This window comes from Neokomagataea anthophila, from assembly GCF_018122595.1.
Classification (GTDB): Bacteria; Pseudomonadota; Alphaproteobacteria; order Acetobacterales; family Acetobacteraceae; genus Gluconobacter; species Gluconobacter anthophilus.
This window is the reverse complement of sequence record NZ_JAGRQH010000002.1, coordinates 39,871-58,543: the sequence shown is the minus strand read 5'-3', so window position 1 is coordinate 58,543 and position 18,673 is coordinate 39,871. Positions and strand designations below refer to the sequence as shown.

20 protein-coding genes are annotated in these 18,673 nt (G+C 53.4%); 8 read left to right on the top strand and 12 right to left on the bottom strand.

Translation table 11 applies throughout. The features are described from left to right. Positions 1–47: 47 nt before the first annotated feature. Together KB213_RS03125 and KB213_RS03120 are read left to right on the top strand one after the other, a co-directional pair. A complete protein-coding gene (locus KB213_RS03125; protein WP_211680624.1) occupies positions 48–467 on the top strand; it encodes a hypothetical protein in 420 nt (139 codons plus the stop codon). A 252-nt stretch (positions 468–719) separates the two neighbouring features. After that, positions 720–1,043: a hypothetical protein gene (locus tag KB213_RS03120; RefSeq protein ID WP_211680623.1), complete on the top strand. Its 324-nt coding sequence runs from the start codon at positions 720–722 to the stop codon at positions 1,041–1,043. A 44-nt stretch (positions 1,044–1,087) separates the two neighbouring features. Here KB213_RS03120 and KB213_RS03115 read toward each other — a convergent pair whose 3' ends face one another. The 8 genes from KB213_RS03115 to KB213_RS03080 form a co-directional block, all read right to left on the bottom strand. Further along, positions 1,088–1,243 carry a DUF2474 domain-containing protein gene (locus KB213_RS03115; RefSeq protein WP_211680622.1) on the bottom strand — a complete coding sequence of 52 codons (156 nt, stop codon included), beginning with the start codon at positions 1,241–1,243 and terminating at the stop codon, positions 1,088–1,090. Between the two features lie 27 nt (positions 1,244–1,270). After that, positions 1,271–2,293 carry a cytochrome d ubiquinol oxidase subunit II gene (gene cydB / locus KB213_RS03110; RefSeq protein ID WP_068169040.1) on the bottom strand — a complete coding sequence of 341 codons (1,023 nt, stop codon included), beginning with the start codon at positions 2,291–2,293 and terminating at the stop codon, positions 1,271–1,273. 20 nt (positions 2,294–2,313) lie between these two features. Then, the gene (locus KB213_RS03105) at positions 2,314–3,738 is read right to left on the bottom strand and encodes a cytochrome ubiquinol oxidase subunit I (protein WP_211680621.1); all 1,425 of its coding nucleotides are present in this window, start codon (positions 3,736–3,738) and stop codon (positions 2,314–2,316) included. Between the two features lie 233 nt (positions 3,739–3,971). Then, a complete protein-coding gene (locus KB213_RS03100; RefSeq protein ID WP_211680620.1) occupies positions 3,972–5,033 on the bottom strand; it encodes a DUF2125 domain-containing protein in 1,062 nt (353 codons plus the stop codon). Between the two features lie 245 nt (positions 5,034–5,278). Beyond that, positions 5,279–6,022 (bottom strand): lysophospholipid acyltransferase family protein, encoded by a 744-nt coding sequence (locus KB213_RS03095; RefSeq protein ID WP_211680619.1) that lies wholly within the window; start codon positions 6,020–6,022, stop codon positions 5,279–5,281. A gap of 40 nt (positions 6,023–6,062) precedes the next feature. Then, entirely contained in the window at positions 6,063–6,695 is a 633-nt protein-coding gene (locus KB213_RS03090) for a YdcF family protein (RefSeq protein WP_211680618.1), read from the bottom strand. 10 nt (positions 6,696–6,705) lie between these two features. Further along, complete coding sequence (locus KB213_RS03085) at positions 6,706–7,605, bottom strand: cell division protein FtsX (protein ID WP_211680617.1); 900 nt, start codon at positions 7,603–7,605, stop codon at positions 6,706–6,708. Continuing rightward, the gene (locus KB213_RS03080; RefSeq protein ID WP_211680616.1) at positions 7,602–8,273 is read right to left on the bottom strand and encodes a cell division ATP-binding protein FtsE; all 672 of its coding nucleotides are present in this window, start codon (positions 8,271–8,273) and stop codon (positions 7,602–7,604) included. The genes KB213_RS03085 and KB213_RS03080 overlap by 4 nt, the downstream gene beginning before the upstream one ends. Positions 8,274–8,437: 164 nt before the next feature. On the opposite strand from KB213_RS03080, the gene KB213_RS03075 reads away from it, so the two are divergent. Next, a complete protein-coding gene (locus KB213_RS03075) occupies positions 8,438–8,923 on the top strand; it encodes a zinc-ribbon domain-containing protein (RefSeq protein ID WP_211680615.1) in 486 nt (161 codons plus the stop codon). Between the two features lie 39 nt (positions 8,924–8,962). Here KB213_RS03075 and KB213_RS03070 read toward each other — a convergent pair whose 3' ends face one another. Further along, positions 8,963–9,382: a hypothetical protein gene (locus tag KB213_RS03070; protein WP_068169063.1), complete on the bottom strand. Its 420-nt coding sequence runs from the start codon at positions 9,380–9,382 to the stop codon at positions 8,963–8,965. A 216-nt stretch (positions 9,383–9,598) separates the two neighbouring features. On the opposite strand from KB213_RS03070, the gene KB213_RS03065 reads away from it, so the two are divergent. The 3 genes from KB213_RS03065 (at position 9,599) to KB213_RS03055 (ending at position 13,848) form a co-directional block, all read left to right on the top strand. Then, complete coding sequence (locus KB213_RS03065) at positions 9,599–11,398, top strand: ATP-binding protein (protein ID WP_211680917.1); 1,800 nt, start codon at positions 9,599–9,601, stop codon at positions 11,396–11,398. After that, positions 11,395–13,290, top strand: coding sequence for an ATP-binding response regulator (locus tag KB213_RS03060; RefSeq protein ID WP_211680614.1), 1,896 nt, complete (start codon positions 11,395–11,397; stop codon positions 13,288–13,290). The genes KB213_RS03065 and KB213_RS03060 overlap by 4 nt, the downstream gene beginning before the upstream one ends. 114 nt (positions 13,291–13,404) lie before the next feature. Continuing rightward, on the top strand, positions 13,405–13,848 hold the full coding sequence (locus tag KB213_RS03055) for a SufE family protein (protein ID WP_084366900.1): 444 nt from the start codon (positions 13,405–13,407) through the stop codon (positions 13,846–13,848). 67 nt (positions 13,849–13,915) lie between these two features. On the opposite strand, the gene KB213_RS12805 is transcribed toward KB213_RS03055, so the two are convergent. From KB213_RS12805 to KB213_RS03040, 3 genes are all read right to left on the bottom strand, one after another. Further along, positions 13,916–14,380 (bottom strand): hypothetical protein, encoded by a 465-nt coding sequence (locus KB213_RS12805; protein WP_249110198.1) that lies wholly within the window; start codon positions 14,378–14,380, stop codon positions 13,916–13,918. 87 nt (positions 14,381–14,467) lie between these two features. After that, positions 14,468–15,124 (bottom strand): energy transducer TonB, encoded by a 657-nt coding sequence (locus KB213_RS03045; RefSeq protein WP_211680613.1) that lies wholly within the window; start codon positions 15,122–15,124, stop codon positions 14,468–14,470. 121 nt (positions 15,125–15,245) lie between these two features. Further along, positions 15,246–17,663: a glucose/quinate/shikimate family membrane-bound PQQ-dependent dehydrogenase gene (locus KB213_RS03040; RefSeq protein WP_211680612.1), complete on the bottom strand. Its 2,418-nt coding sequence runs from the start codon at positions 17,661–17,663 to the stop codon at positions 15,246–15,248. A 347-nt stretch (positions 17,664–18,010) separates the two neighbouring features. Between KB213_RS03040 and rpmI the strand changes: the two genes are divergently transcribed. Continuing rightward, the gene (gene rpmI / locus KB213_RS03035; protein WP_068169076.1) at positions 18,011–18,214 is read left to right on the top strand and encodes a 50S ribosomal protein L35; all 204 of its coding nucleotides are present in this window, start codon (positions 18,011–18,013) and stop codon (positions 18,212–18,214) included. Between the two features lie 14 nt (positions 18,215–18,228). Further along, positions 18,229–18,588, top strand: a complete 360-nt coding sequence (gene rplT, locus KB213_RS03030) for a 50S ribosomal protein L20 (RefSeq protein ID WP_068169079.1) — start codon at positions 18,229–18,231, stop codon at positions 18,586–18,588. The last annotated feature ends 85 nt before the right edge of the window (positions 18,589–18,673 follow it).

Genomic DNA, 18,673 nt, shown 5'->3' with positions numbered 1-18,673 from the left:
CGCTGAGTGCCGCATAGGGTTGTGATGTCAGGCGAAGGAGTTTTGCTATGAGTGTGTCTGTGATGAGGCTGCGGCTCGGTGTGTTGGGGGTGCCTATTCTGTTTCTTATGGCGCCGGTGATTGGGGCGCATATACGGAGTGTGCCTCCGTCTCAGCAGAAGGCCATTAATATGTTTGTTTCGTCTCATATTAGCGGCGATTTCGCTGAGCAATCTGGCCATTATATGAAGAGTAGTGTGTCCTCTGTATATGCCGCTCATGGGCCGACTTTGCATTATACGGCTATTGGGCAAGGGGTGCAGATGTGGAAAGCTATGACGCGTGATAGGACTGAAGATCATTCATTTCCGGATGGAACACCTATGTTGCACGACCCTATGACGGGAACTGCGATCGGACAGTTCGGGGCAGCTTATTTTATGAGTGGTCCAATGGGAACGGATGGTATTGCTTCTCACGGCAACTGAAATAAATACTCCGTAACTGCATGAAAACGTGAGAATGGCAGCGGTCTATGTGTATTTTTTGTCCACGTTTAAAGAGTATACTATTGAGTAAGTGAAGTTATTTTATGTCTATGCGGTATTGAATGGTTATGTTGCGCGTAAAGGGAAGGGGAAGTCATGTGTATACGTGGTTATGTACTATGTTTGACTCTTTTTTGTGCAGTAGATTGTGCCAGTATTAAGCCGGTTTTGGCGCATGGGCATACTATTAGATTGAAGCGTGGGAACGCGATTAATACTTTTGTGGAGCCGATGGTGACGGCCCATTTTATTGATGGCGGAAAGTTAAATTTACATGAGAATGTGGTGGGAGAGCGTGTGCTGGTTCCTCCGGCCTTGCATTACACGTGGTTGGGTAAGGTGGTGCAGTGGTGGAAACGAAATGTAGCCGCGGCGTCAGCTGAGCCGTCACTGCCGGATGGAACGTTGTTCCTGCATGACCCTGTGACAGGGGCCGCTATAGGGAGATTTGGTGAGGCCTATGTGATTGCGGGCCCTATGGGGAGCGGTAGTGCAGGAACCCCGGGCGGACATTGATGCCAATAAAAAAACCCCACTCTTCGCAGAGTGGGGTTTTTCTTTTAGTGCATGCCGGAGAAGATAATTTTCTTCAGCAATTCAGCAGTGCAGCTTACGACGACGACGCCACCAATCCAGAAGACAAGAAGCCAGCCGACGCGTTTTAGCCAACTGAAAAAGCCTTTTCCTTCTGTTGGGCTTCCATACTCAATCTTCATCGCGAGCGCTCCTGCTGAGTGATGGCCTTAGTGGTAGTGATGTTCTGTCGTCACTTTCCCGCGGAACACGTAGTAAGAGTAGATCGTGTACGCAAGAATGATCGGCAGAAGGAACATGGCACCAACCAGCAGGAAGGCCTGCGATTGTGGCGGTGATGATGCTTCCCAGATGGAGATGGATGGCGGCACGATGTTCGGCCAGACATTGATCCCCAACCCTGTGAAGCACAGGAAGAACAGCAGCAATGTTGCTACGAATGGCAGCAGTTGCGAAGGCTTGTGGCGCAGGCCCAAGAAAAGGGCGGCAGCGACGACAACTGTTGCGACTGGTACCGGCGCAATCAGTGCGATTTGTGGCCACATCAACCAACGGTCCATGTAGGTGGTGTGCAGGTTCAGCGTCCACACTGAGACGGCGACAATGCACAGCAACATGAGCACGCCAAGGCTGTAGGATGCGCGGCGCATGGTTTGTTGCAGTTCACCTTCACAGCGCCAAATCAACCATGTTGCACCCAGTAGGGTATAACCGATGGTTACTGCCAAGCCGCAGAACAGGGCAAACGGCGTGAGCCAGTCTAAGGATGAGCCAACAAAAACATGGTTTTTGGTTGGGATGCCTTGGACCAGTGTGCCGAGGATGATGCCTTGCATGAAGGAAGCGACGATGGAGCCACCACAGAAAGCGCCGTCCCACAGCATTTGGCTGGCGGAAGACTTCATCTTGAAGCGGAACTCAAACGCCACACCACGCATGATCAGTGCCAGAAGCATGAACAGGATTGGCAGGTACAGAGCAGGCAGGATTGTGCCGTATGCGACGGGGAAAACGCCGTAGAGCGTGGCGCCGCCAAAGATCATCCACGTTTCGTTGCCGTCCCAGACAGGGGCGACTGTGTTGACCATGACGTTACGGTGGTCGTGGTCCCGTTCCTTAAGGAACAGGACACCGATACCGAGGTCGAACCCGTCAAGAATGACGTAGAGGAAGATGGCTGTGGCCGCGAGAACGGCCCATACCACGGGAAGCCAGTAGGCTGATTCTAACATCGATACTTCTCTCTGACTTCTTACTCTGCCAGGCCGTGGCCATGGGGGTGGTGAGAGACTTGCGTGGTGCCAGCAGACATATGCGGCTGATGCTCGTCTGGGCCTTCTTCATTGTTATGAGGCTCATGACGGAATGCGTTCAGCAGAATGCCCATACCACCCGCGAAGACGATGAAATACACGATCACGAAGGCGACCATCGAGGTTTCGATGCTGCCAAGGGAGATCGGGGACGCACTTTCATCCGTACGCAGAAGACCGTACACCGTGAAAGGCTGACGCCCGACTTCGGTGGTGATCCAGCCGCACAGCAGAGCTATAAAGCCAGCAGGGGACATCAGGAGTGCAACGCGGTGCAGAAGTGCTGTGTTGTACAGGCGGCCCTTCCAGCGCAGCCACAAGGACCACAGACCGACCAGTACCATCAGCATGCCCAGAGCGACCATGATGCGGAAGGAGAAGAACAAGAGTGGTGAATACGGGCGAATGTCCTTCGGGTAGTCTTTCAGGCCCGGCACTTTGCCATCGAGGCTGTGCGTCAGGATCAAAGAACCAACCAATGGCAGTTCGACACGGTATTTCGTTGTTTCGGTTTCCATGTCTGGAATACCGAACAGGATTTCTGGTGCGCGACCTTCGGACTCCCAGTCACCTTCCATCGCAGCGATCTTAGCAGGCTGGTATTCCAGCGTGTTCAGACCTTGCGTATCGCCTGCCAGAACTTGGATCGGGGAGACGATTGCGGCCATCCACATGGCCATGGAGAACATCAGGCGCACTTGTTCGGATGGTTGACGGCCTTCACGGCGCGCTTTCAGCAAGTGCCAGCCACCAACGCCAGCCACGATGAAGGCAACGCACAGGAATGCGGCCAGACCCATGTGGACCAGACGGTATGGGAAGGATGGATTAAAGACGATTTGCAACCAATCCTTCGGGAGGAAACGGCCGGTTGCTTGGTCAATAATGTAACCCTGTGGCGTCTGCATCCATGAGTTTGAAGACAGAATCCATGTCATGGAAATCAGCGTACCAATGGACACCATACAGGTGGAGCCGAAGTGCAGCCCTTTACCCACGCGGTTGAGGCCGAACATCATGACGCCAAGGAAACCTGCTTCCAAGAAGAAGGCGGTCATCACTTCGTAAGCAAGCATTGGGCCGAGGACCGGGCCAGCTTTTTGTGAGAACTGAGACCAGTTCGTGCCGAATTCGTAGGACATTACTAGCCCGGACACGACGCCCATCGCGAAAACGATAGCGAAGATTTTGAGCCAGTATTTAAAGAGGTCGAGGTAGGCGCCACGGCCGGTCTTCAGCCAGAGGCCTTCGAGAACGGCGAGGTAGGCAGCTAGCCCGATAGAAAAGGCCGGGAATACAATATGAAACCCGACTGTGAACGCGAATTGAAATCGCGCCAAGAATAAAGCGGATAGGCCAAACATAGCCTGTAAGCCTCCTGGTTAGTCGGCAGATCGGCATAGTGAGGCGGTCTGGCCCCGTTTATACCGAGATCGCGTCATGGGCGTCACGGCACCGCGCTATGCTCAGTTTTCTGGAGGGAAAACGTCACACAACGGACTCCGCGTGGTCGGTGAGCCGGGAACCTCACCCCGAGGGGAGAAGCAGGCCCAAGCATCAAGGAGATTTGATCCAAATCAAAACTATGAGAGGTCGTTTACTCTCCATCGTTGGTAGCGTCAATTTTTCGTGTGCTGATTTGGCGGAAAAATTCAGGAAAATTGGGTTCTAGCTGACCGTTCAGGATGCGGAGCTGGAATGAGAGTGGAATTTCGGCTGTGGGGGTACTTTGATTCGATATGGAAAAGAGTTTGTGTAAGTTTTGTTGCAGAATCGGATTGAGAAAAGGCAACTCGGTCGTTGTGAGGTGCTGAGCTGTTTGGTGCCAGTGTGGAAATGTCAGGGTAATGGCCCCATTCATGGTGGGGAGTTTGAGTGATCCGGCGGCCGTGAAGGGGATGGGGCCGACGGGGGTTGTGATGGTCATGGAGGCAATGGGGAGATGCAGTTCACCTGTGTGCATAGCGGTGAGTGTTGGTGTCCCCGTTGGTATCGTTTGTGTAAGGGCGAAAGAAGTATTTGTGAATTTTGGAAAGTGAGTGCTGTCGGTCAGTATGGTGGGGGTATCAAGTTTTAAGCCGAATGTGTTTGAGGAGGCTGGGCTGGGGAGGTGAATCTCTAGCTTTGGTGATGTGCTGGTGAAGCTATGTGTGAAAGTGGGTGTGTTGATACCGATAGCAAGCGTTGGGGCATGAAAAAGAATCTGGTGCCCAGAACGCGTGGGTGTCAGGGTTGCTGCTTGGCTCAGGAGAGTGATGCTGCTGTTTGATGAAATGCCACGTGCGGCATGGTGGCCGATGAGGTGTATGGCATGTGGGTGTGTAATGAATGATGGCCAATATGAACCGAGTTCTACCGCATCACCGTGCCACGCGATGGTGAACGTTTTATCGGGGGTTTGATATATGGCACGAATGGCAGGAAGGGTCAGTGTCGCGCCAAAGGGCCAGCCACCTTTATGTTGAGGGCTGTGTTCTATGTGCCAGCCATATTGAGTGGCGTTTGTGATGAGGCGTGATGCTTGTGTGGCGAGTATATGTTGAGCAAGGAGCCAGCAGAATGTATCGCCGAGGATTATGAATACAATCGTCACAGCGAGTGTAGAGAGAGTAATGCGTCGGAATTTTTGTTTGGGTATTGGGTTTTGAAAGTATTTCACGAGGTTATCGGTGCTGTTGTTTTGTGTGCTGCATAAAAATTATCCCCATAAGGTCAGTGAAATAACTTGCGTATCGGATGGATCTGTAGGTTGAGATGATCCGGCGTTGAAGGTAGCGATAAAACTCTTAACGTATTGAAAAAGAATGGTTTTTTAAAAAACTGGGGTGTGGTTTTTGTGCCGTAGGTGTTGAGTTTGAGCAACGGATTTTTGGGCGCTTTGTAAAGTAAAAGATTGACGTCTTATCAATCCCCAGAGTTATGCACAGAATCGCGTGGGAGATTGTGTTTTGCGCACAGATTATCCCAGGCTTTTTCCAAAGATCCGACGAAGGCTTTGCGGTCTGTTGTGGGCGTGAGTGCGGGGCCAATTGCTACGGTCAGTGTGCCTGAAACTTTATGCCATGGGCTTTTAGGCCAGCAACGCCCTGAGTCTGTTGCAACTGGGATAATAGGTGCTGTGCTTTGGCGAGCAAGTGCGACAATGCCGGGTTGAATGGGGTGGCGTTCGCCGAGGTCGGTGCGGGTGCCTTCGGGGAAGATGATGACTTGGCGGTTGTCGTGATGTGCTGTGTTGACGGCTTTGAGCATAGAACGCATGGCGCTTGTACCTGCACTACGCTCAACAGGGATCATGCCTGTAAGGCGGAGCATAGGCCCGACGAGTGGGATTTTCGTCAGCTCGTCTTTGATAATATAGGCGGGTTTGGTTGTTAGGGTCATCCAGATAAAGCCATCAAAGAATGACTGATGCTGGGAGGCAATGAGAAGCGGGCCTTGGTGTTCTAGATGTTCTGCGCCGTGAATGACGATACGAATATTACAGATGACGCTGAGGCCGCGCAGCACGGCGCGTGACCATAATTTGGCATAGCATAAGGCGAGGTCATCTCGTTTAAGAAGGCGTATGGGTAGGGCCCCGATCCCCATGATGAGGGTCAGCCAGAGAAGGTAGAGATTAAAAGCGAGGCCGCGCAGAAATGTATGCATAAGATTGTCCTGACCAGAAAAGATGGCAAGAGGCAAGGGATTATTGTGGTGCGGTCAGCGTGTCGGTTGAGGAGTGGCGTAGGCCATCTTTCCCATCGGGGAGCCCGGTGAGGAAACCGCATTCTGCGCCGAGAAGCTTGAGGTATTCTCGGGCGAGTAAGTGAAAAGATGAACGGGATAAGAGGCTCTGTAAGGCTGAAGGCTGGACGGGGTAGGGTGTTATAATGAGGTCAGGTGCTGTGCGGTGAAGCTCGATCGTTGCGCGCCGTATATGGTAGCCTGCCGTGACGAGAATGAGGTGCTGTGCGTGTTGGGCATGTGCCCATTCAGCCGTTTCATGGGCGTTGCCGATAGTGGTGTAGGCACGACGACCAAGAATGATGTGTGTGGAGAGTTCCGCTGGTAAGTCCGATTGATAGACGCCGGGAGCCGCGATTAATTTGGTGAGCGTGACATGAGGGGCGACGCCAGAAATGAAGAGTGTATGTGCATAGCCTGAGCGAAGCAGGTCAATAGCGGTATTGACCCGCTTCTCTCCGCCTGTGAGGGCGATAATCGCGTCTGCCTGTGGGATGGCTGACGGCGGAGGGCGACAGGCATCTGCTACGAAGATGATGAAGCCAAGCCCCAATAAAAGAAAAAGGCAGCACAGTAGGCGGAACGCGGTTTTCATTATGGCCTATTCAGGGAAGGCGGCGAAGCCAGATGAGAATAACGCATTGTGTTGTGGCCCACGCGATAGCGCTACAAATAAAGGGTAGCGTAAAGATAGTCCAAAAATGCGGCGAGAAAAGGCTTGTGTAGTTTTCAAGTGTTAAAAAAGCTGGGTTCTGGGTTGGTGTGCTAGCGGATGAGAGCAGCAATGGGCTGAGTGCGTGCGCTAATGTCGCGATGGTTGGGGCAAGAAGTATGAGGCCGATAAAGCTACCAAAGAGAGCAAGACCAGCAGCGTGGAGAGCCATACGATTGGCCAGTGTAAGAGGGAACGAGCCCAGGCCATGCAAAATGGTAAGGTTGGTCCGTTGGGTCGTGACTGCACGACGAATGACAATAGCCGTCGTGAGGGATGTCGTGCCGAGGGTGATGGCTAAGATGAGTTCGGCGCAAGAAGTCAACGTATTGATCAGGGTATGTAGACGTTCCGTCCAGTGGCTGTTTTCTTCCACGACGGCACTCGCGTTATGAGCGGCAATAATGGGGGCGAGTGAAGTCCCTGCTGTATGCTCTGCTGTAATGATGAGCGGTAGGGAGGTGGGTGGAAGTTGCGTGCTATTGCCAGAAGGGCCTTGATCAAGCCATGGGGCCAAGAGCGTTTGTGTTTCCTCGGAAGAAAATTGGTGCACGCGTAAGACGCCGTTGGTCTTGTTTAATAGTTCGAGCAATGCTTGTGTTTGGCGCTCTAAATCGGGCAGGTCTGGTGGCAGTTCAATCGTGGCGGTGTTGGGTGTTTCCTGAGCCCAAATATGCTCGAGTGTTTGAAGGCCAGAGAGGCCAGCAAGAGCAAGTCCTGCGAGAACTGTCATGAACGCGCAGAGGAGTGGTAGGCTGCGAGATTGGAAGCTTGGGGCGAGACGTTTGCTCATAGCGTGCCCTCTCGTTGTGTGAGGGTGCCGTCTTGTAAGACCAGTGTTTGTGCGGGGTAAGAGCGCATGAGGGCACTGCTGTGGGTGGCGACGATGACGGTGGTACCGAGTGATACGAGTTGCTGCATGGCGTCAAGCAGGAGGTGCGCCTGATCTTCGCCCAAGGCATGCGTAGGCTCATCAGCGATGAGGAGTGCGGGGCGGCCGATCAGTGCGCGCGCAATGGCTACGCGTTGCTGTTCGCCACCGGATAGCTGGGGAGGAAAGGCTTCTGTATGTTGTGTGAGGCCAAGCCAGTTGAGGATAGCGTGTACTTCGCGGCGGATATCAGCTTCGCGGTGTTTGTGCAGGCGGAGGGGGAGAGCAATATTGTCAAAAATGCTCCATTCCGGGATGAGCCGGTAGTTTTGTGGAATAAAGCCAATGCGCCGCCGTAAGTGGCGCAGTGTGGAGCGCGATGCGTTGTCTACGCGCGTTTCAAGAAGGCTCATCTGGCCGTGCGATGGGCGCGTATTGAGCGAGAGTAATTCAAGCAAGCTGGATTTCCCCGCCCCCGAAGGACCAACGAGCCATGAGAAGCTACTACGTGGTAGGGAGAGGTTGAGATCACGGAGGGCGAAGCCGCGTGTTCCTTGACGTGATAGGGTCACGTTGTGCAGGTGGATCATGGAAAGAACATGACAGTCGTTGCCTCGCCGTTTACGTTAAAATAACGAGTATGTGGTAGGTTGAATAGGTAAAACCTATGTCTTCGTGCATTCATCGCGTATTAATAAGACGATTGAATGGTTAAAGTTTGGTTTTTGGACGGACAGATTGGGAAGAGAGATCAATGCGTATTGAGTGCCTGAGCTGTTACGCTGTTTTCGATGTGCCTGAACAGCGCTTGGAAGCTGTGCGCACGGTACGTTGTGGCTTTTGCCAGCATGTCTGGGCGGCACCTGCACCGCAGGATGTGTCGGGTTTTGACGACCACTTAAGTGCTGCGCATGTGTCTGAGGCCCAAGAGCGTTTTGATGATGTTCTGGAAGGGGCTGAGCCTATGCCAGAAGCGCTTGATGTGCCGTCTGCTGCGCCAACTCCGGAGGTTGAGCCAGAACGCCGACGTGGTCCGTCTTTCCATGTCTCATCTGAGACCCCTTGGCAGCGTTCTGCGGCACCTGCACCGGAAGAGAAAAAGACTTTAGGTAGTCAGCGCCTGTGGACGGCAGCGTGGGCTGGGAGCTTTTTATGTGTGCTAGGGCTAGGGGGTATGGCTTGGCACCAATATGCGGCGCCTGTGCAGCATGTGATGCATAATGTCTGGCACAAAGCCTGATACGGTAGACTAAACGCTTCTACCGTATCAGGGCGTCAATCACATATTGCGGGCAGAAAGTGCCGAAAGGGTCGCGCCGATTGCGGCGAGACCCATGAGGAGGATACCGTCAAAGATGAGGCCGCCAGGCGTCATGACATGCCCATTGAGGACAAGTTGGCTTGGAATGGTGCCCGCGACGTGATTCATGATGTCACGTGCTTGAGGGTCTGCATTGGCGGCAGATGTGGTGATTGCCCCCACGATATGCGGCAGCAGATACCATCCGATCCCGATGATCAGTAACAATGGCGCGAGCAGTTCTGCAATCTGCTGTGCGAGATAGAAGGCAAAATGGCAGACTGACCAAACTGTGGTGCGGATCATCGCGCTGTTTGAGGCCGTTGCATGGAACGAGGCACTCGAGAGGCGATCACCTGCATGGTTGGTTTGGGAGTTCTGGGAGGGCGTCATGTCCATAGATACGGCTTTCACTGATCCAAAGATGGACGTTAGGCTCTGCCCTTCCGCATGCGGATGGACGTCTGCAACGGAAGTAGCGGTTGAAGGCGGGTAATGCAAATTTTCCGTAATGTAAGGGTGTATTGGGCGCCTGAGAGTGTTGGAGGGGGCGCTATAATGGATTCGTCGTTTGAAGCATTGATGCGTGAAGAAGTGCAAGCAGTGGCGCGGGCTATGGGGGATGATGCCATCGCCGGGGAGGCGGCGTTGACGCGTGTTGTACTGGTTGATCCTTTACGCGCAGATGCTCAACATATTGGTGATGTACTCAAACAACATGAGTTTGACGTTACTATTGTTGAGAATGGAGAGGAGGCGCTTTCCGTTATTGGGGAGGTGCGGCCAGACCTTGTGGTGATGGCGAGTGCGCTGGTGGGCATGACGAGTAGTCAGCTGGCACGTAGTCTTCATTTGGACCCTAATACGCGTTCTATTCCGATTCTTATGCTGACAGGGGATGCGTCTTCCGTTCTGGAGCGTGAGGGGCTTCAGAGTGGGGCGGATGCGTATATTTCTAAATCGGCCCATCCGGACCTTATGGTGCTGCGTTTGCGGGCTTTGTTGCGTGAGGGGCCTGATCTGCCGCGAGGAGACGGTCTACGTAAGGCGCGTATTGTTATTGTTCAGCTTCCTGTGGGGGAAGAGGACGATGTAGAGGGGCGGATTGAGCCAAGTGGGCCGAGTTTGGGTGAGTTGTTATGGCGTGACGGCCATACCGTTACGACGATTGAGCGCTCGGACAATTTGATCGAAGGGAGTTGGTTGCAAGGGGCGGATAGCCCTGATTGTCTGGTGCTCGAGCTGGAGGGGCATGAAGAGGACTTGAACTTCTGCCGCTTGCTGGATGTACGGCGGCAAGCTGTACTGGCCGGTGGAGGAGTGCCGTTTCGGACGTTGGGCGTCATTGCTGCGGAGCGCTTTCGCGATCAATCAGCTGTTGGATTTTTTGAGGGGGGGATTGATGACCTCGTCCCGAGTGATATCGCGCGTGAAGCGTTGGCGATGCGTATTCGGACCTTGGCGCAGCGGCGGATGGCGCAGGATGATTTCCGGCAGCAAGAAATTGAACGTCAGCAAAGTGCCCTTATTCTAGAGGCAACGCGTGGCAAGGCTGAAATGGCAGAGGCTTTGGCGCAAGCGAATATGGAGTTGGCGCGCGCAAATGATCAGTTGATCCAGACGCAGGCCAAGTTGGTGCAGACCGCGAAAATGGCATCACTCGGGGAGTTGGTGGCGGGTATTGCTCATGAAATTAATAATCCACTGGCGTTTACCATCGCTCATGCAGACACAGTGGCGCGGGTCATTATGGGGTTAGAGCGCACTCAGGATCCGGATGATGCCAGCCGTCTGCGCGGAAAGGCGACAAAACGCTTAGAATCCATGAAGGTGGGGCTGCAGCGTATTCAAAACTTGGTGCAGCGGTTACGGCGTTTTTCTCATTTGGATGAGGGGGCTTTTCAGTCCATTGATGTGCCTGTTGCACTAGAGACAGCTCTGGATCTTTTGGCGCATAAAATTGGGCATGATGTTGTTGTGGAGAAAGATTTGCAGGCTCCGTCACGGTTGATTTGTCAGCCTGCTTTTTTGAACCAAGGGGTGATGAACGTGATCTCTAATGCGGCTGATGCTTTGCGTGAGGGCGCCGTGGATGGTGTGCCGCAGGGGCGTATTGTGATTGGGTCACGTCTGGATGCTGGGCGTTATGAAATATGGGTCAAGGATGATGGTCCCGGCTTGCCGGAAGATATTCGGGCGCGTGTCTTTGATCCATTCTTTACGACCAAGCCTGTTGGTACGGGAACGGGGTTAGGCTTGGCGATTGCTTACAGTGTGATGCAGGCGCATAACGGAACGATTGATATTGAGGATGCTCATCTGGCGGGTGGCCGAGGTCTTGGCGCATGCTTCCGGTTAAGTATGCCGGTGCATGAAACGCCTGAAGGGCTGTCTGCTGAAGGACGTACGGTATGACGATTTGGTCGCCTAAGCTGGTTGAGCGGCCCACGGTTTTGTTGGTGGATGATGAAGAGGAAATCCTCGTTGCGTTGGAGGATTTGCTGGATGAAGAATACGATATTATCGCCACGACAGACCCGCAATACGCGTTAAAGCTTCTCTCAGAACGTACTGATATTGCGACTATTATTTCAGATCAGCGTATGCCGGGTTTGAATGGGGACGAACTGCTATATCGGGCGAGCCAGATTTCGGATGCGCGTAGCCTTTTGCTGACAGGGTATGCGGATTTGGATGCTGTGGTTTCGGCTTTGAACCAAGGGCATATTCAGGGTTATGCGCATAAGCCGTGGGAAGAAGATGGGCTGCGTTCCTTAGTCCGGGAAGTTACGGAAAATAGTCTGGCGCAGCGTGCTTTGAAAACAGAACAGGCGCTGCTGCGGGGGCTTATGGAATCTTCCCCCGTAGGGTTGGCGTTTACGACGGCAGACGGGCTCTGCATTCGGAGTAATCGGCGTGATGGTTCTGCGGAGAGTGGGCGCGAAGAAGCGGCTCATTTTGTGCCGGCTTTGCATCGTGATTTGGAAGAAATGCGGGAGGCTGTCCGGCATTCACGATATGAGGAACGGTTGGTTGTAGAGCCATTGCCCGCGGGGCAAGGCGAAGCTGCGCAGCGTTGGCATGAAATTACGCGTTCGGCTTTGGCGTGGCCTCATGATGTGCCGCCGGAGGATGCATGGCAGGTGGTTCTGGACCGGGATGTGACATCGCGCGTTATGATGGAAAACCGTTTGCGGCAGACGGATAAGTTGCAAGCTTTAGGGACTTTGGCTGGTGGTATCGCTCATGATTTTAATAATCTTTTGGGGGCGATTGCTGGTTCGTTAGAATTGTTAGAGGATTTGGTAGAGATTGGGCCTGAGGCGCAGGGGCTATTGGAAAATGCGCGCGGTTCTGTTCAGCGTGGAGCTGTGATTACGAAGCGGCTTTTGCAGTTTGGGCGCCCGCAAGTGGCGCGGTTAGAAGCTGTGGCGATTGGTTCATTTTTGGATGGCTTGCGCTTCATTTTGGCGCAGGGGTTGAAGGTTAGCGGTGGTGTTAGCGCGTCTTTAGATGTGGTGCCTGTGCCGGAGGGTTTTCCTGCAATATGGACAGATCCTAGCCAGCTTGAGATGGCATTGTTGAATTTATGTGTGAATGCGCGCGATGCGATGCCGCGTGGTGGCGTGGTGCGTATTTCTGTGCGTGCCGTGGCGTGTTGTCGGGATGGATTGCCGTCAGAATGTGAGCGAGAGCAGGCAATCGCCATCGATGTTCAAGATGAGGGTGAGGGCATGTCACCCGAAGTGGTGGCGCGGGTTTTTGATCCTTTCTTTACAACGAAGCCAGTTGGTAAAGGTACGGGACTTGGGCTGTCGAGTGTTTATGGTTTTGTGCGGCAGTGTCATGGGGATGTGGAAATTGACAGTACGCCGGGCCAAGGGACGCGGATGACGTTGGTGCTACCTATGGTGCGGTCCGAGCAGGAGACTGTAGACTTAGAGGTCGGGCCGAAGCGTGGTTTGCGTGTGTTGGTGTTGGATGATGACGCCACGGTCTTACGTGTGACGTCTGGTTTTTTAAAACAAGATGGCTGTGACGTTGCTGTTGCTGTGACATTGAGTGAGGCGGTGGAGCATGTGAAACGGGCGGCATTTGATGTTGCTGTTATTGATATGCGTATGCCGGATCAGGATGGTGTGAGCAGTGCAGCCGCTTTATCCGCGCTACAGCCGGGTTTGAAGGTGTTGTTCGTGAGCGGATATAGCCATGAAGATGCTTTGCCGGGTGGGACAGCATTATTACCCAAACCTTTCGGGCGTGAAGATTTACAGCGTGCTTTGCGTCGGCTTTTGGCTACGGTGTAAAGCTTTTATGCTTGGTGCTCTGGTGAGGAAATAAACAGCGTATGGTTGTAGATATGCGCTGTTGGGGCGATGTAAGTTCGGAATGCTCTGTGAACAAAGAGAGAGGTATTGATTGTGAGTGATGTCTTTTACCGGCCACCGGAAGAGAATGCAGTGGATGCGATTGAAGAAATTCGCGCGGAGCTGGATATGTTTGATGATTGGATGGAGCGGTATCAGTACATCATTGAAATGGGGCGTAAGCTGCCGGCATTTCCGCAAGAGTGGCAGGATGATAGCCATCGTGTGCCGGGGTGCCAGAGCCAAGTCTGGTTAGAGGCCAAGGAAGAAGAGGGGGCTCTATTTTTCGCTGGAGCGTCTGATGCGGCTATTGTGCAGGGGTTAGTCGCGTTGCTGTTGCGGGTTTATTCGGGGCGTACAAGTGCAGATATTTTGCAAACGGAGCCAGTTTTCTTGCATGATTTGGGGCTTGTGAAAGCGCTGTCTACAAATCGTGGGAATGGGGTTGAGGCTATGGCCCAAGCCATTCGGCAGCGTGCGGCGCGTAACGCGGCGTAAACTGTTGTTTGTGAGGTTGTTAAAAAAGCCCTGTCGCTTTGATCCGACAGGGCTTTTTATTTGGCCTTTAGTGAGGCAGGCCGATGCTTGGTGCAGAAATCTTAGGCGCCGTGATGGAAGGAGCCTTGATGTTAGATGCTGCGTCTTTCACAGAAGAAACAGCGGAATCAGCCTTGGCGGAAACTGCTGCCTTCGCAGCGGATGCTTTGTCGGAGATCGCAGATTTAGCAGAGTCAGCTTGTGCTGAGATAGCTGCCTTAGCGGAATCAGCCTGTGCAGAAACAGCAGATTTAGCGGAAGCTGCTTGAGCAGAGACGGAAGACTTTGCCGCGTCTGTGCTGTTGCTTACAGCTTCTTTTGCCGTTGTGCTGGAGCACTTGGCAAACTTGCCGGCTTTGTCACGGCATGGAGCTTTTTTGACCGTTTCACATTTTGTGAACTTACCAGCTTTATCGCGGCATGGCTTAGCATGAGCGACTTGGCCGCCCAGTGCGAGGAGAGCGAGCGCAGCAACGGTATATTTGCGGATCATTATTTTTCTCCGGTCTTCAAAGGGTTCCATGATTGGTACCCCTCAGATGCGGCATGATTATGACGTGATGGAGTGAATGAGACAAGGTTAGTGACTTTTGAAAGGGTCTGCAGAGTTGTCTTCGTTGCTCCATGTCATGGAGCCGGAATAGCTGTGGGTAATTGGGTTGCCGTCTTGTAGGGCGGGGATATAGCGCGCGGTTGTGAAATATCCGAGTGCTGTTTGGCGTAAAATCTCAGGGCCACCGGTAGCTTCGCAATCATGGGCGATCCCTATGGGGTCAATGGTACAACTCACTTTTACCGTGCCGCTAAGGTGTGCTTCTTCTGCCGCGGGTGGGTATGAGGGGCGGTAGGGGTGTGAGGTATCAATGACTGGGCTGGTGGCGGCGGGCCAGTGCTTTTGGAAAACGTAATGCTGGTGCCGGATGGTGGGGACGGGGTGGTTGTCCTCAAAATTTGGCAGCATGATAGAGTTTACAGCTGCATAGAGAGATGATTGTCCGAACGCTGGTGAGGTCGCTTGGTCAATCTGGCAGCTGTCAGCTAGGCCGTTTTCGAGCAAATGGCAGGTGATGTCTGCAGTGCCGTTACGGTGGAGGAGTAGCTCTGATGGTGGGTATAGGGGCGCTATAAGGTGTGTTTTGAAGTTGCTGATTGTGGAGGGCTCATCTGCGTAGAGGTGCGGCATGAGCGCGCAGGCACTTAATGTGCAGATAAGGAAATAAGCTTTTTTTCTCATCATGTTGCTCTCAATTTCGTTCGTAATGGAATGTTACTAAGCGAGGACGTTTTTGAGGCATAGGTCAACAAAAAAGGGCACCCGAAGGTGCCCTTTTCCACATATTCTGCAGTAACCGTAATGATTATTGCAGTGTATAGGCGATGAGGTCATCACCCATGCGTGTTGGGAAGGAGTTATGGCCACCTGCGTAGGTGAGGACATACTGCTTACCATTGACGGCATAGGTCATTGGTGTGGACTGCCCGCCTGCTGGGAGACGATCTTGCCACAGAACCTGGCCGTTCGTCAGGTTATAGGCACGGATGTAATAATCCATGGTGCTGGTGAGGAATGCGACGTTACCAGCGGTTGAGAGCGGACCACCAAGGCTCGGTACACCGATCTTGATTGGCGGCAGCGGAACTGGAAGTGAGCTGCCATACATGGAGTCACGCAGTGTACCGTTGCGGTGTTCATAGATCACCTTATTGGTGCGCAGGTCGATACCAGCAACCATGCCCCAAGGTGGCGTACGGCAAGGCATTTTGATGCCGAGTGGCAGCAATACGGGGTCCATGAAGGGGTGCAGATCAACAGCGAACGGGATGCCGTAATTGTGCTGCAGGCCTGTTTCGCCGCCTGTGCCTTTTTCTTCCTTTTCCGGCCAGAGCGGGTTGCTTGGGCTACGTGGAACAAGGCGAGAGACGAATGGCAGGGAGATCGGGTTTGCGAAAGCAACCTGACGTTGTGGGTCTACAGAAAGACCGCCCCATTCGAACATGCCAAGGTCACCTGGGAAGACCAATGTGCCCTGCGTTGATGGAGGCGTGAACGGACCTTCGTAACGCAGCGAGTGGAAGTAAATGCTGCAGAACATTTGGTCGAACACGGTGCCGCCCCAGATGTCAGCATCTGACAGTGGGTTCTTTGGACGCAAGGTCAACTGAGATTCTGGCTGCGTTGGGCTGGTGTGGTCACCCGGCGCTGCGCCGCCTGGAACCTTTGTTTCTGGCGCAGGAACGATTTCCTTGCCCGTACGACGGTCCAGAACGAAGATGTCACCCGTCTTTGCTGGCGCATAGATGGCAGGAACAAGAGTTCCGTCCTTTTGGGTGATATCGACAAGGCTCATTTGGGAAGGCAGATCCATGTCCCACAGGTCGTGGTGCACGGTCTGGTAGAACCAAGCGAGCTTACCTGTATCTGCGTTCAGCGCGATCACGCCCGGAGCATAACGCTCAGAGTACTGAGTACGATCGCCACCCCATTGGTCAGGCGTACCGACGCCCATTGGGATGTAAACGAGGTTCAGGTTTTTGTCGTAGGACGAGACGCTCCAAGAATTCGGAGAATTCGGGTGGAACGTTGGGTGGTCAGCGTCAGGCATTTGGTTTGGATCAGGGTTCGATGCATCGAAAACCCAAACGCGCTTACCTGTGTAAACGTCAAAACCTTGTGTCGCGCCAGAAGCTTGCTTGACGGAACCGTTATCGGTCACCGCGCTGTTCGCGACGATGATACGATCGGTTACGACAGGCGGAGACGTTGGTTCGTACTGACCTGGTGTGGTGTAAGGCTGGTTTGGCGTACGGAGTTCAATTTCACCGTTATTGCCAAAGCCTGTGCACTTTTGGCCGGTTTGCGCGTCAACTTCGATCAGGCGGCCGTCATTGACGGGCAGAATGATGCGTTTTGCGCAGTCGGTTGGTGCTGGGTTGCCATCGCTGTCAACAGCATTGACAGGTGTTTGATGGAAGCTAACGCCACGGCATGCCATGTGCTGGAAGCCTGGGTTGATTTGCAGCTTCGGGTCATAAACCCATTTGACGTTGCCGGTAGCAGCATCAACAGCAAACAGCTTTTGGTGCGTTGAGCAGAGGTAAAGCGTGTTATCGAATTCGAGCGGTGTCGCTTCGTTAACTGTTTCACCCGGGTCATTGGCTGTCATCAGATCTTTTGTGTGAATGTGCCATGCAACCTTCAGGTTGTGGACATTCTCAGAGTTGATCTGCTTCAGCGGAGACCAGCGGTCACCAGCGCCCGTACGGCCATAAGCATGCCACTCGCTGTCAGGCACGCCTTCCGGGTCGCTCGGAGCTGCGTTGGCAATTTCTTTGGACAGGTTGCCGCTAATATCGTGCGGGTCTGTGAACAAAGAAGCTAGCAGAGCCAAAACGGCAAGGCCGGTTGCGCCTGCGAGAGGGACTGTGGATGCGCGTGTTGCACCGAGCTGGCGTGATACGAATGGCAGCAGTAGCCAAACAGCCAGAATCAGCAGAACGTCAAGCGCGGGGATTAGCGCCCACAGGTCGAGGCCGACGAGGGACAATGCCCAGATCAATGTGCCGAGAACTGTTGCGGCGTATAGCCACAAAGCTGCCTGATTTTGGCGCCATGCTAAAATTGCCGTCCCCAGAAGGGCGAGGCCGAAAATAAGATAATACAGTGGGCCGTTATGGGCGACGTCAATTGCGCCACCAATAGCCAAGAACGCGCCGCAAAGCGCGAACACGGCCGCTGTTATGAGGGTCCAGAGCCCTCGTTTTGATGTCGTGCTCATGATTTTCCTAGGTAGCTGTTTTGGGTCCAGCACTCACATTGTGGAGAAAGCACATGATCTGGGTTCAGGGTCAAGCACTCGTTGGAGCTTCACGTTCACGAGGTTGTGAAGTTTCTAAATCCGATATGAGAAAATCTTCTTTGTATTTTGCGCTACGACGGCTCCGCTTATTTTTAAACGCGGGATAGAAGTGCATTTCTCTTGTTCTCTTGAATGAAATGAGGTAAGCACCCGGCTTCTCGCACGCGACCGGGCCATATTGTGGCATGCCCGGCCGTGCTGTGCCCCTCTATAAGTGGATGTCGTGTCTGCTTTTGGGGCCAACGTTTACGGCGAGGGAGACCGAAATGCCCAAGATGAAGACCAAGTCGTCGGTCAAGAAGCGGTTTAAAATCACCGCGACCGGCAAAGTGATGTGCGGCCCAGGCAACAAGCGCCATGGCCTTATCAACCGTTCGCAAAAGATGAAGCGCACCAATCGTGGCCCGCAGACCATGACAGACATGGATGCAAAGACCGTGAAGCAGTGGGCGCCCTACGGGCTTTCGTGAGGAGATAAGGTAAGATGGCACGTGTTAAACGGGGCGTAACAACGCACGCCCGTCATAAGAAAGTTCTGGACCTTGCTAAGGGTTACCGGGGCCGTTCCTCCACGAACTACCGGATTGCGCTTGAGCGCGTCGAGAAAGCGCTGCGCTATGCGTATCGTGACCGTCGCAACAAGAAGCGTGATTTCCGTGCACTCTGGATTCAGCGTATTAACGCTGCTGTTCGTGAACACGGTCTGACGTACAGCAAGTTCATCAACGGTCTGGATAAGGCTGGCATCGAGATCGACCGTAAGGTTCTTGCTGCTATTGCTTTTGACGATTCCGCTGCTTTCGCAGAAATCGTTAAGAAGGCACAAGCTGCTCTGGCTGCTTGAGCTTTTAACGGATAACTGCTCCTTTCGGGGGGTAGCGACCGGCGGGCTGTCCTGTTATCAGGGCAGCCCGTTTTTTATTTGTGCG

Excerpts from the sequence above, each read along its gene's own strand:
- KB213_RS03060 (WP_211680614.1), top strand. The coding sequence starts at position 11,395 with ATGACGATTTGGTCGCCTAAGCTGGTTGAGCGGCCCACGGTTTTGTTG.
- KB213_RS03095 (WP_211680619.1), bottom strand. The coding sequence starts at position 6,022 with ATGCATACATTTCTGCGCGGCCTCGCTTTTAATCTCTACCTTCTCTGG.
- KB213_RS03090 (WP_211680618.1), bottom strand. The coding sequence starts at position 6,695 with ATGAAAACCGCGTTCCGCCTACTGTGCTGCCTTTTTCTTTTATTGGGG.
- KB213_RS03115 (WP_211680622.1), bottom strand. The coding sequence starts at position 1,243 with ATGAAGATTGAGTATGGAAGCCCAACAGAAGGAAAAGGCTTTTTCAGT.
- cydB (WP_068169040.1), bottom strand. The coding sequence starts at position 2,293 with ATGTTAGAATCAGCCTACTGGCTTCCCGTGGTATGGGCCGTTCTCGCG.
- rpmI (WP_068169076.1), top strand. The coding sequence starts at position 18,011 with ATGCCCAAGATGAAGACCAAGTCGTCGGTCAAGAAGCGGTTTAAAATC.
- KB213_RS03075 (WP_211680615.1), top strand. The coding sequence starts at position 8,438 with ATGCGTATTGAGTGCCTGAGCTGTTACGCTGTTTTCGATGTGCCTGAA.
- KB213_RS03045 (WP_211680613.1), bottom strand. The coding sequence starts at position 15,124 with ATGATGAGAAAAAAAGCTTATTTCCTTATCTGCACATTAAGTGCCTGC.
- KB213_RS12805 (WP_249110198.1), bottom strand. The coding sequence starts at position 14,380 with ATGATCCGCAAATATACCGTTGCTGCGCTCGCTCTCCTCGCACTGGGC.
- KB213_RS03070 (WP_068169063.1), bottom strand. The coding sequence starts at position 9,382 with ATGGACATGACGCCCTCCCAGAACTCCCAAACCAACCATGCAGGTGAT.
- rplT (WP_068169079.1), top strand. The coding sequence starts at position 18,229 with ATGGCACGTGTTAAACGGGGCGTAACAACGCACGCCCGTCATAAGAAA.
- KB213_RS03085 (WP_211680617.1), bottom strand. The coding sequence starts at position 7,605 with ATGAGCAAACGTCTCGCCCCAAGCTTCCAATCTCGCAGCCTACCACTC.
- KB213_RS03105 (WP_211680621.1), bottom strand. The coding sequence starts at position 3,738 with ATGTTTGGCCTATCCGCTTTATTCTTGGCGCGATTTCAATTCGCGTTC.
- KB213_RS03080 (WP_211680616.1), bottom strand. The coding sequence starts at position 8,273 with ATGATCCACCTGCACAACGTGACCCTATCACGTCAAGGAACACGCGGC.
- KB213_RS03040 (WP_211680612.1), bottom strand. The coding sequence starts at position 17,663 with ATGAGCACGACATCAAAACGAGGGCTCTGGACCCTCATAACAGCGGCC.
- KB213_RS03125 (WP_211680624.1), top strand. The coding sequence starts at position 48 with ATGAGTGTGTCTGTGATGAGGCTGCGGCTCGGTGTGTTGGGGGTGCCT.
- KB213_RS03065 (WP_211680917.1), top strand. The coding sequence starts at position 9,599 with ATGGGGGATGATGCCATCGCCGGGGAGGCGGCGTTGACGCGTGTTGTA.